The organism is Amycolatopsis sp. MJM2582 (assembly GCF_000754115.1).
GTDB lineage: Bacteria > Actinomycetota > Actinomycetes > Mycobacteriales > Pseudonocardiaceae > Amycolatopsis > Amycolatopsis japonica.
The window spans coordinates 345,087-354,133 of the sequence record NZ_JPLW01000001.1 but is presented as its reverse complement, the minus strand read 5'-3'; the positions used below and the strand labels follow the sequence as shown (position 1 = coordinate 354,133).

The following is a 9,047-nucleotide window of genomic DNA, read 5'->3' as shown; positions in this document are numbered from 1 at the left end:
GACCTTGCCGGTGGAGGTCTTGATGAAGTCGCCGCCCGCCAGCAGCGCGAGCCAGGAGGCGCGGCGGACGTTGTCGTAGGTCGCGAGCTCACCGGTTTCGAGGATGACCTTGAGGTGCGCGCTGCCACAGGCGGCCTTGATCGCCTGGATCTCCTCGAAGACCTCCAGGTAGCGGCCTTCCAGGAACGCGCCGCGATCGATCACCATGTCGATCTCGGCGGCGCCGGCGTCCACGGCGATCTTGGTGTCGGCCAGCTTGATCTCGCGGCTCGTGCGGCCGGCCGGGAAGCCGGTGGCCACACTCGCGACGTGGATGCCGGTGCCGCGAAGTGCCTCGACAGCCGTCTCGACCATGTCCGGGTACACGCAGACGGCCGCGACCTGCGGGGTGTCCGGCCGTTCCGGGTCCGGCCGCTTGGCCTTGGCGGCGAGCGCGCGGACCTTGCCCTGGGTGTCGGCGCCTTCGAGGGTCGTCAGGTCGACCATCGAGATGGCGGTGTCGATCGCCCAGAGCTTGGCGGCCTTCTTGATGCTGCGCGTGCCGAGTCCCGCCGCCCGCTGCTCGACGCCGACCTGGTCGACACCAGGCAGCCCGTGCAGGAACCGGCGCAGGCTCGCCTCGTCGCGAGTCGCGTCCGCCAGCGGCGACGGGGTGGCCGTCGCCGCTGACGAGCTGGTCGTAGCTGTCATACGGGTGAGTGTAAGCGGCCTACAAGCTGGGCACCGGGGCCTGGGCGACGGCCCTGGTCGAGGGCACCACCGGGGTGCAGAACTCGCTGATCATGGGCAGCTGGCGCTTGAGCGCGGCGTCCGGCGACGCGGTGAGGTCGACGGTGGCCAGCGTGGAGATGTCCTTGCCGGAGTCGTCGTGGAAGCTGAGGGTGTTGAAGCCCGGCAGGTCGCCGCCGTGACCCCAGACGACGTGGTCGTCCGCGCAGGCGCCCGCGGTCTTGAGGTTCAGCTTCATCAGGCCGAGGCCGTACTCCATGCCGCCCGCCGGGACCGTCGTCTTCATTTGCTTCAGCAGCTCCGCGGGCAGCAGGCGGCCGCCGAACAGCGCCTCGAAGAAGCGGTTGAGGTCCTTGCCCGAAGACACCATGCCGCCCGCGCCGAAGTAGCGCGAGTAGTTGTAGGTGGTGACGTCGGTGAGGCCGCGCGGCGCGTCGTACAGCTGCTCGTAGCCGCGGGCGGCCGGGCGGATCAGGAACGGGAAGTCACGGGGCAGCGAGGTGTCGCGCAGGTGCAGCGGCCCGGTGATCCGCTCGGCGAGCGCGCGTTCCAGCGGTTTGCGCGTGGTCTTCTCGACCAGCAGGCCGAGGACGTTGTAGCCGGTGTTCGAGTACGCCCAGCTCGTCCCGGGTTTGAACTGCAGCGGCTGCTTCGTGACGCTCAGGCGGATCTGGTCGTCGCTGTCGAAATGCTCGAAGCGTTCGGTGTCGACCTCCGGACCGGACGCCCAGGTGTCCTCGGGGGCCAGGTCACGCGGGAGGCCGCTGGTGTGCTGCAGCAGCTGGCGGACGGTGATCGGCTCCGGATACGGCAGCAATCCGGGCAGATAGCGCTGGACGGGCTCGTCGAGCCCGACGCGCTGCTCTGCCACGAGCTGCAGGACCAGCGTCGCGACGAACACCTTGGAGACACTCGCGATCCGCCAGCGGCCCGACGCGTCGGGCTTGCCGAGGCGCTCGATGTCCGCGACGCCGCTGACACCGCGGAAATCGTCGGAGACGGCGACCATGCCGGGGATGCCCGCGGCGACCGCCGCGTCCATCGCGGTCTGGCGCGGATCGGTCTTCCCGGCGGCCGCCGCCGGGAGGGCGGTGACGGAAAGCAGTGCGGCACAAGCGATCGCGACGACGGTTCGGCGCATCGGATGAATCCCCCAGGTTGTGGTTCAGCCTTCGATTTCAGGTACGTCCCTCTTGCGTGGCTTCCGCTTGACGACGACCCCACCCCAGAATGCCAGGCCGGTGATCTTCACCGTGGGCGCCGTCGGCGGCGCCGCGGGCGTCCCGGCCCGGTCTTCCAGCTCGAACGCGCCCATGAAGCCGATTCCGGTGACGTCCACGTTGATGTCGTCGGGCACGATGATGTCGATCCCGCCCATGATCGCGACCGCGGTGATCGTCGAATGCTTCTCGGCGAACCGCGCGTGCCGCAGATCGAGTTCGGCACCGCCCCAGAACGCGAAACTGTTGTGCTGCGGCGGGACGACCCAGCTGCCCTTGCGCGAGGCGCCGGACATGACGGCGATCGAGGCGCCGGAGCCCGGATGCCCGCCGATGCGGTCGTCGGGCAGGCCGAGCGCGCGCGAGGTCGCCGGCTCGATCGCCGACCGTGACTGCTGCGGCAGATCCGCGGTGACCGGCTTGAGGTCGCCGACGGTCTTGGCCGCGTACACGGTGGTGAGCCGCTCTTCCAGCTCGTTGATGGTGATGCGCCCTTCGGACATCGCCGCGTGCAGCACCTGCGCGACCTGCTCGCGATCGGCGTCGGAGATGCGCATCTGTTCGGGGCCCGGCAGGGCCGGTTCTTCACTCACGCGGAGGAGCCTAGCGCCGACGGCAGGGCCAAGCGTCCATCTTATGGTCGACAGTGGCATCCTCCCGAGATGGGGAACTCACTACCCGGCGCCGTCGAGCTGCCGGACGGGATCAAGGTGCGCGGACGGGGCCTGGGGCGTCCCTGGCCGGACGGGCCCTCGCCGGATTTCGGACTGTATTTGGGCGGCGCGAAGCTGCGCCGGAAACACGATCACAAAATGGAGTGGGAGCGGGCGTGGATCCGCTGGCCCGACTTCCTGCTGCCGACGGACTGGGCGGACGCGCGGCGGCGCATCGTCGACCTGCACGAGCGGGCGGCGAAGGGCGAAGGGGTCGAGGTCGCCTGCTACGGCGGAGTCGGGCGGACCGGCACGGTGCTGTCCTGTCTCGCCACCCTTTCCGGGCTGAGCGCCGACGAAGCCGTGGCCTGGGCGCGAGCCAACCACGACAAGCGTTCGGTGGAGACGCCCTGGCAGCGCCGCTGGGTCGGCTGGTTCGCGCGCCAGGCGTGAACGGCTAAATTGACCGGCATGGATGTGCACGTCGTTGATCACCCGCTGGCCAAGGCCAGGCTCTCCACCATGCGCGACGCGCGCACCGACAGCGCCGCCTTCCGCGCGGCGCTGCACGAACTGACCGTCATGCTGGTCTACGAAGCCACGCGCGACATGCCGGTGCGGATCGAGCGGATCCACACGCCGGTGGCGCGCACCGACGGCTACGCGCTGGCGAGCCCGCCGCTGCTCGTGCCGGTGCTGCGGGCCGGGCTCGGGATGGCGGATCAGGCGCACAAGCTGATCCCCGACGCCCAGATGGGTTTCGTCGGCCTCGCCCGCGACGAGGAGACGCTCAAGCCGACGCCGTACCTCGAATCGCTGCCCGAATCGCTCGCCGACCGGCCGGTGATGGTGCTCGACCCGATGCTGGCGACCGGTGGGTCGATGGAGTACACGATCCGGCTGCTCACCGACCGCGGCGCCACCGACGTCACGGCGATCTGCGCGCTGGCGGCGCCCGAGGGCATCGAGCATCTGGAGAAGACCGGGCTGCCGCTGCGCGTGGTGACCGCGAGCATCGACGAGCGGCTGAACGATTCCGGGTTCATCGTTCCGGGCCTCGGGGACGCGGGGGACCGTCAGTACGGCGCCGTCTGACCCCGGATCGCGTTTAGCGGGCTAAACGCGACTCGCAACATCTCCGCCGTCGCCGGTCACTGACAGGTGTGACCAGGACAGTGACCGGAACGGTGGGGGTACCGGTGGACTCACGCGAACCTCCTTCCGACAGGAGCGACACGGAGCTGTGGCGGACGGCCGCGGGCGGTGATCACGGGGCCTTCACCGAGCTGTTCGAACGGCATGTCCAGTCGGTGTGGAACCACGCCTACCGGCTGACGGGGTCGTGGGCGTCGGCCGAAGACCTGACGTCGGCGGCCTTTCTCACCGCCTGGCGGCGCAGGGCGGACATCACGCTCATCCGCGACAGCGCGCTGCCCTGGCTGTACACCGTCGTGGGCAACCTCGCGCGCACTGAACACCGCAGCGTCGGGCGGCGGCTGCGGCTCGTCCGGCGGCTGCCGGAACCGCGGTCGGTGATCGACCACGCCGACACCGTCGTCGATCAGCTCGACGGCGAAGACCGTCTCCGGCAAGTGCTCGCCTTGGTCGCGAAACTGCCGAAGTCGCAACGACAAGCCGTCGAACTCTGCCTGCTCGGCGATCTCTCCGTGCCGGACGCCGCCGAACTGCTCGGCGTCGCCGAGGTGACCGTTCGCGCCCACATCTCGCGGGCCCGCGCCCAGCTGCGGGCCGCCCTGGAGGAGAAATGACCGACGACCTCGGCCTGCCGGGCAGGCGTGAACTCCCTCCGGAAGTGCTGGACAACCTGCGGATGACACTGCGGGAGGGAATGGGAAAACCCGCGCGGCGGCGGTGGCCGATCGTCGCCGCGGCCGCCGCCGTCGTCCTGGTGCTCGCGGGTGCGCTGGTCGCGACCGTGGTCATCCGGGAGCCGGACGGGCAGGGACCCGTCGTCGCGAACCCTGACTTCTCCCTCGACTGGCCGAAGGCCGTGGCGGCGATGGACCGGTGCTGGGCCGTCGTCGAGTCGAAGGCGGGCTTCCCCGGCCGGAACGAATGGATCCCGCGGTTCACCGCCGTTTCACCGTCGGTCACCGTCGTCGCGATGGTGGCACGCGGCAAACCGTTCTTCTGCGAGACCACGCTGATGACCGCGACCGTGTCCGACCCGGACGCCGCTCCGCTCTACCTGCCGGGCACGGGGACCGCGGCCCTGCTGATGACCCCGGCGGGGACCGTCGCGGGCATCGCCGATCCCGCATGGCCGAAGGTGGAAATGACGGGGCAGAACGAGGCGTCGTTGTCCACAAGGGACATTCCGGTCTTCCGGCCGGGGAACCTGTTCGTGCACCTCGCGCCGATGAAGCCTTCGCGGACCACCTACGCCGTGGGACCGACACCCGGAGAGCAATCCCGACCCCCCGGGTACCACGCGCCGTACCCTCTGCGTCCCGCGCCGGAGCCGGCCGCGACGAAGCTCGACAAGCCGGTGTTCCCGGTGCCCGACCGGGCCACACCGGCGGGTGAGTTCTTCAACGTCTGCGTGGAGAGGGCGTCCGAGGTGCTGGCCGACAGGGACGCCTATGAGCTGGGTGCGTTCCTCGAAGGCGAGGACGTCGGGGTCGTCGTCGCCCGTCTCGGTGGGATGGTCACCGTATGCCAGGGAGGGCTCGGGTACGGGGACGGGAAGACCGAGTACTTCCGGATCATGTACGACCAGCCGAAGCCCGCGGGACCGGTGTACGCGTTGCGGACCGAAACGGTCGGCAGAACGGGCGACAAGCCTCTGAATGCGTACCTGGGGGTCGTGCCCGAGGCCGCGGCCGCCGTGAAGCTCGACTTCGGGACCGGCAAGACCGTCGACGCGGTGGTCGGGGCCGGGACCTTCGGGGCCTGGATGCCGGACGGCGTCAGCCAGGACTACGAGAACGCGCGGGTGGGGATCACCGTCCTGGACGCGGCGGGGGCGATCCTGCACCAGGGCACGCTGCCGCTCTACTGATCGCGTTCAGCCCGCTAAACGCGATCCTTCTGGGGTGGGGTGCGCGTGAAGGCCTCCTTCCCTCGGCTGAGCCGAGGGAAGGAGGCCTTCACGCGCGTCGGCTGGGGATGGCGCCAGTGGCAGAGCGCGTTTAGCAGGCTAAACGCGATTCGGTACCGACCGCCGAGGTAGTGAAGGCCTCCTTGCCTACCCTGAAGGTAGGCAAGGAGGCCTTCACGGCATGCCGCAGCAGGTCCCCGCCGCCGGATCGCGTTTAGCGGGCTAAACGCGATCCGCACTCACCAGAGGACCGCCCCGCGTTTAGCGGGCTAAACGCGACGCAGCCAGCCCGAGGCGTTCGCCCGCAGCGCGGCCTCGTAAGCCGCGCTCACGGTGAACTCGTCCGGCAGGTTCCCGTTCAGCTCCAGCGACACGAGCCCGTGCACGATGCCCCAGCAGCTCACGGCGATGACCTCGGGCGGCACGTCGAGGAACGCGCCGTCGGCGACGGCCTTGCGGATCGTCTCCTCGAGCGGCGCCATCGTGGCGCGCGCCTGGCCCGCCGTTTCGTCCGCCGGCTCGAAACCCGGCACGGATTTCGTGAACATGATCGCGTAGAGGTGCGGGTCGGCCAGCGCGCTTTCCCGGTACGCGACGCCCAGCCGCACCAGGTCCTCGACCGGGTCACCGCTCAGCGTGACCCCCGCCATCCGCCGTCCGAACCGGCGGAAGCCCTCGGTGAAGAGCGCGCTGACGAGATCCGTCTTCCCGCCGAAGAGCGAGTAGACCGCAGTGGTGGACGTGCCGACGTCGGCGGCCAGTTTGCGGAGGCTGAGCGCCTTCGGGCCGTCGGCCGAGATGAGCTCACCGGCGCGGTCCAGCAGTTTCAGCCGGAGGTTCTCGTCGTGCGTCCTGGGGCGGGGCATGAGCCCAGCGTAACGCAACGCTGTTATCAATCGCTCGGATTCGGAGTTGACCTGGAGCGCACTCCAGGTCGTACTGTCGTCGACATGAGCTACTCGATAGCGGAAGCCGCGCGACGTAGCGGACTGTCCATCGACACTCTCCGGTACTACGAGCGCATCAAACTCGTCGAGCCCCCGGCGCGGGATGCCGCGGGCCGGCGCGCCTACACCGACGACGACCTCGGATGGCTGGGGTTCCTGACCAAACTGCGCCTGACCGGCATGCCCATCAAACGGATGCGGGAGTACGCCTCCCTGCGTCACCACGGGGCGGCGAGCGCGGGGCGGCGCAAGTCGATCCTCGTCGACCAGCGCGCCTCCGTCGCCGAGAGGATCGCCGAGCTGCAGGCCTGCCTCGACATCCTCGACTACAAGATCGACCACTACGACCAGGTGGAGCGCAAGGTGCTCGGCACCGGAGCCACCGTGGAGGGAATTTCAGCGTGATCAGCACCAGGAGGCTCGGCGGTCTGGAAGTCGGGGCCCAGGGGCTCGGCTGCATGGGGATGAGCCAGGCCTACGGTGTCCGCGACGACGACACGGAGTCGATCGCCACCGTCCACCGCGCCCTCGAACTGGGCGTGACCCTGCTCGACACCGCGGACGTCTACGGCGCGGGAGCGAACGAGGAGCTGGTCGGCCGCGCGATCGCGGGCAAACGGGACCAGGTCGTGCTGGCGACCAAGTTCGGCATCGTCTGGGACAAGGACGGCGGGATGTCCGCCCGCGGCGACGCGGCGTACGTCAAGCAGAGCTGCGAAGAGTCCCTTCGCCGGTTGAACGTCGACCACATCGACCTCTACTACCAGCACCGCGTCGACCCGGACACGCCGGTCGAGGAGACCTGGGGCGCGCTCGCGGAGCTGGTCCAGGAAGGCAAGATCCGCTTCGCCGGGATTTCCGAGGCCAGTGCCGAGACCATCCGTCGCGCGCACGCCGTCCACCCGGTGACGGCGCTGCAGAGCGAGTGGTCGCTGTGGACGCGCGGCATCGAGGGCGAGATCCTTTCGACCGCGCGTGAGCTGGGCGTCGGCATCGTGCCGTTCTCGCCGCTCGGCCGCGGTTTCCTCACCGGCAGCGTGACGTCGGTGAAGGATCTTCCGGAGGACGACATGCGCCGCGGGCTGCCCCGGTTCGCCGAGGGCAACTTCGAGCGCAACATGGCCATCGTCGAGGCGCTGCGCGCGCTGGCCGAGCAGAAGGGCGTCACCGCCGGACAGCTCGCGCTCGCCTGGGTGCAGGCGCAGGGCGACGACGTCGTGCCGATCCCGGGTACCAAGCGCCGCAAGTACCTCGAAGAGAACACCGCCGCCGCGGGCCTGGAACTGTCCGAAGTGGACATCGAAGCCATCGAAAAGGCCGCGCCCGTCGAGGCGATCGCCGGTGAGCGCTACCCGGAGCGGCTCGCCCGCGCGGCCGGCAAATAACCCGAGAGAAGTGCGAGAAGAAATCATGACGGGTTCCACCCTGCCCACCCGCAGGCTCGGCACGCTGGAAGTCGGCGCGCAAGGGCTCGGCTGCATGGGCATGAGCGAGTTCTACGGCCAAGGTGACGACACCGAATCCATCGCGACGATCCACCGCGCGATCGAACTGGGTGTCACCCTGATCGACACCGCCGACATGTACGGCTTCGGCCGCAACGAGGAACTGGTCGGCCGTGCCCTCGCCGGCAAGCGCGACCAGGTCGTGCTGGCGACCAAGTTCGGCATCGTGCGCGACGAGGCGGACCCCTCGAAGCGTGGCATCCGCGGCGACGAATTCTATGTGCGCCAACAGGTCGAGGCTTCGCTGCGCAGGCTGGACGTCGACCACATCGACCTCTACTACCAGCACCGCGTCGACCCGGAGGTGCCGATCGAGGAGACCGCGGGTGCGCTGTCCTCACTGGTCGAGCAGGGGAAGATCCGGCACATCGGGTTGTCCGAGGCCGGTCCGGAGACGATCCGGCGGGCGCACGCCGTGCATCCGGTGACGGCCGTGCAGACGGAATGGTCGCTGTGGTCGCGCGACATCGAGGACGAGGTCGTCCCGGTCTGCCGCGAACTCGGCATCGGGCTGGTGCCGTATTCCCCGCTGGGCCGCGGTTTCCTCACCGGCCGGTTCAAGTCCAAAGAGGACTTCGCGGACGGCGACTTCCGTCAGACGACGCAGCCGCGGTTCGCCGAGGGCAACCTGGAGCGGAACCTGGCGATCGTCGAGGCGCTGCGCGCGCTGGCCGAGCAGAAGGGCGTCACCGCCGGACAGCTCGCGCTTGCCTGGGTGCAGGCGCAGGGCGACGACGTCGTGCCGATCCCGGGCACGAAGCGTCGCAAGTACCTCGAAGAGAACGTCGCGTCCGTCGGCCTGAAGCTGACGGCCGAGGACATCGCCGCGATCGAAAAGGCGGTCCCCGCCGACGCGGTCGCGGGGGAGCGGTACCCCGAAGCGTCCATGCGGACGCTGTCCCGCTGAACACGAAAAAAGCCGGCGCCCCGAA

11 protein-coding genes are annotated in these 9,047 nt (G+C 69.6%); 7 read left to right on the top strand and 4 right to left on the bottom strand.

Annotation, left to right across the window (positions count from 1 at the left end):
• The 3 genes from deoC to ED92_RS01680 form a co-directional block, all read right to left on the bottom strand.
• On the bottom strand, nt 1-690 hold a 690-nt coding region (deoC, locus tag ED92_RS01690; protein WP_037332391.1), incomplete at its 3' end, for a deoxyribose-phosphate aldolase.
• A 19-nt stretch (nt 691-709) separates the two neighbouring features.
• The gene (locus ED92_RS01685) at nt 710-1,870 is read right to left on the bottom strand and encodes a serine hydrolase (RefSeq protein WP_037332387.1); all 1,161 of its coding nucleotides are present in this window, start codon (nt 1,868-1,870) and stop codon (nt 710-712) included.
• Nucleotides 1,871-1,894: 24 nt separating this feature from the next.
• On the bottom strand, nt 1,895-2,506 hold the full coding sequence (locus ED92_RS01680; RefSeq protein WP_037335839.1) for a DUF1707 domain-containing protein: 612 nt from the start codon (nt 2,504-2,506) through the stop codon (nt 1,895-1,897).
• A gap of 105 nt (nt 2,507-2,611) precedes the next feature.
• Between ED92_RS01680 and ED92_RS01675 the strand changes: the two genes are divergently transcribed.
• The 4 genes from ED92_RS01675 (at nt 2,612) to ED92_RS01660 (ending at nt 5,624) form a co-directional block, all read left to right on the top strand.
• Nucleotides 2,612-3,055, top strand: coding sequence for a protein-tyrosine phosphatase family protein (locus ED92_RS01675; RefSeq protein WP_037332385.1), 444 nt, complete (start codon nt 2,612-2,614; stop codon nt 3,053-3,055).
• 18 nt (nt 3,056-3,073) lie between these two features.
• Nucleotides 3,074-3,697 (top strand): uracil phosphoribosyltransferase, encoded by a 624-nt coding sequence (upp, locus tag ED92_RS01670; protein WP_037332384.1) that lies wholly within the window; start codon nt 3,074-3,076, stop codon nt 3,695-3,697.
• Between the two features lie 80 nt (nt 3,698-3,777).
• Nucleotides 3,778-4,371, top strand: coding sequence for an RNA polymerase sigma factor (locus ED92_RS01665; RefSeq protein ID WP_052120206.1), 594 nt, complete (start codon nt 3,778-3,780; stop codon nt 4,369-4,371).
• Nucleotides 4,368-5,624, top strand: a complete 1,257-nt coding sequence (locus tag ED92_RS01660) for a hypothetical protein (RefSeq protein ID WP_037332378.1) — start codon at nt 4,368-4,370, stop codon at nt 5,622-5,624. Before ED92_RS01665 ends, ED92_RS01660 begins: the two co-directional genes overlap by 4 nt.
• A gap of 308 nt (nt 5,625-5,932) precedes the next feature.
• Here the strand turns inward: ED92_RS01660 and ED92_RS01655 are convergent, their stop codons facing one another.
• Nucleotides 5,933-6,529, bottom strand: coding sequence for a TetR/AcrR family transcriptional regulator (locus ED92_RS01655; protein WP_037332377.1), 597 nt, complete (start codon nt 6,527-6,529; stop codon nt 5,933-5,935).
• Between the two features lie 84 nt (nt 6,530-6,613).
• Here ED92_RS01655 and ED92_RS01650 point away from each other — a divergent pair, with 84 nt between their 5' ends.
• The 3 genes from ED92_RS01650 to ED92_RS01640 are packed head-to-tail and all read left to right on the top strand — an operon-like array spanning nt 6,614 to nt 9,022.
• Nucleotides 6,614-7,015, top strand: a complete 402-nt coding sequence (locus tag ED92_RS01650; protein WP_037332376.1) for a MerR family transcriptional regulator — start codon at nt 6,614-6,616, stop codon at nt 7,013-7,015.
• A complete protein-coding gene (locus tag ED92_RS01645; RefSeq protein ID WP_037332375.1) occupies nt 7,012-7,995 on the top strand; it encodes an aldo/keto reductase in 984 nt (327 codons plus the stop codon). The genes ED92_RS01650 and ED92_RS01645 overlap by 4 nt, the downstream gene beginning before the upstream one ends.
• Nucleotides 7,996-8,020: 25 nt before the next feature.
• Nucleotides 8,021-9,022 carry an aldo/keto reductase gene (locus ED92_RS01640; protein WP_037332373.1) on the top strand — a complete coding sequence of 334 codons (1,002 nt, stop codon included), beginning with the start codon at nt 8,021-8,023 and terminating at the stop codon, nt 9,020-9,022.
• The last annotated feature ends 25 nt before the right edge of the window (nt 9,023-9,047 follow it).

Bases quoted from the DNA above. Each gene is read 5' to 3' on its own strand.
- ED92_RS01650 (WP_037332376.1), top strand. From the start codon at position 6,614: ATGAGCTACTCGATAGCGGAAGCCGCGCGACGTAGCGGACTGTCCATC.
- ED92_RS01680 (WP_037335839.1), bottom strand. From the start codon at position 2,506: ATGCGCATCTCCGACGCCGATCGCGAGCAGGTCGCGCAGGTGCTGCAC.
- upp (WP_037332384.1), top strand. From the start codon at position 3,074: ATGGATGTGCACGTCGTTGATCACCCGCTGGCCAAGGCCAGGCTCTCC.
- ED92_RS01655 (WP_037332377.1), bottom strand. From the start codon at position 6,529: ATGCCCCGCCCCAGGACGCACGACGAGAACCTCCGGCTGAAACTGCTG.
- ED92_RS01660 (WP_037332378.1), top strand. From the start codon at position 4,368: ATGACCGACGACCTCGGCCTGCCGGGCAGGCGTGAACTCCCTCCGGAA.
- ED92_RS01685 (WP_037332387.1), bottom strand. From the start codon at position 1,870: ATGCGCCGAACCGTCGTCGCGATCGCTTGTGCCGCACTGCTTTCCGTC.
- ED92_RS01640 (WP_037332373.1), top strand. From the start codon at position 8,021: ATGACGGGTTCCACCCTGCCCACCCGCAGGCTCGGCACGCTGGAAGTC.
- ED92_RS01675 (WP_037332385.1), top strand. From the start codon at position 2,612: ATGGGGAACTCACTACCCGGCGCCGTCGAGCTGCCGGACGGGATCAAG.